Origin of the sequence: Streptomyces caelestis, from assembly GCF_001279005.1 — a bacterium.
Classification (GTDB): Bacteria; Actinomycetota; Actinomycetes; order Streptomycetales; family Streptomycetaceae; genus Streptomyces; species Streptomyces heliomycini.
Window position 1 is genome coordinate 1 of record NZ_LGCN01000053.1, and the last position, 1,019, is coordinate 1,019.

Annotated in this window: 1 protein-coding gene; it reads right to left on the reverse strand. The window is 71.6% G+C overall.

Translation table 11 applies throughout. The annotated features are described in order from the left end of the window. Positions 1 to 1,019 (reverse strand): ketoacyl-synthetase C-terminal extension domain-containing protein (locus ADK41_RS05860; protein WP_167353452.1); only part of this gene is annotated, 1,019 nt, incomplete at both ends.

Consider the following 1,019-nt stretch of genomic DNA (forward strand, 5'->3'; position numbering starts at 1 on the left):
GGCCCGCGCACACCGCGTCGAACGCCTCCGCGAACACCGGGAAACGACCGTACAGCTCACGCCCCATACCCAACCGCTGCGACCCCTGACCCGAGAACAGGAAGGCGGTGCGGCCCTGTTCGGTCGTGCCGACGATCGCAGCCGAGTCGCTCTCCCCCACGCACACCGCGGCCAGGCCGCGCACGGCGGAGTCACGGTCGTTCGCGAGGACCACGGCGCGGTGGTCGAAGACGGAGCGCTGCGTGGCCAGGGAGCAGCCGAGGTCCACGGCACGCAGGTCCGGGGCCGCTTCGACGCGGGCCAGGAGGCGTGCGGCCTGGGCGTGCAGGGCGGCTTCGGTCTTGCCGGAGAGGACCCACGGCACCGCGCCGGGTGCGAGGGAGGCGAGTCCTCCGGTTTCGGCGCCCTCATCCGCCTCGATGTCGGCGTTCGACTCTTCGAGGATGACGTGCGCGTTGGTGCCGCTGATGCCGAACGAGGACACACCCGCACGGCGCGGCCCCGAACCCTGCGCCCACTGCACCGGCTCGGTCAGCAGCTCCACCGCACCCGCCGACCAGTCCACGTGCGACGACGGCGCATCCACATGCAGGGTGCGCGGCAGCACACCCAGCACACCGTGCCGCATCGCCATCACCATCTTGATCACACCGGCCACACCCGCCGCCGCCTGCGTATGACCCAGGTTCGACTTCACCGACCCCAGCCACAACGGCCGGTCCCCCGGCCGGTCCTGACCATAGGCGGCGATCAGCGCCTGCGCCTCGATCGGGTCACCCAGCGTCGTCCCCGTACCGTGCGCCTCCACCACATCCACATCACCGGCCGACAACCCGCCACTGGCCAGCGCCTGCCGGATCACCCGCTGCTGCGACGGACCGTTCGGCGCCGTCAACCCGTTCGACGCACCGTCCTGGTTCACCGCACTGCCCCGCACCACCGCCAGCACCCGATGACCATGGCGCCGCGCATCCGACAACCGCTCCAGCACCAGCACACCCACACCCTCGGACCAGCCG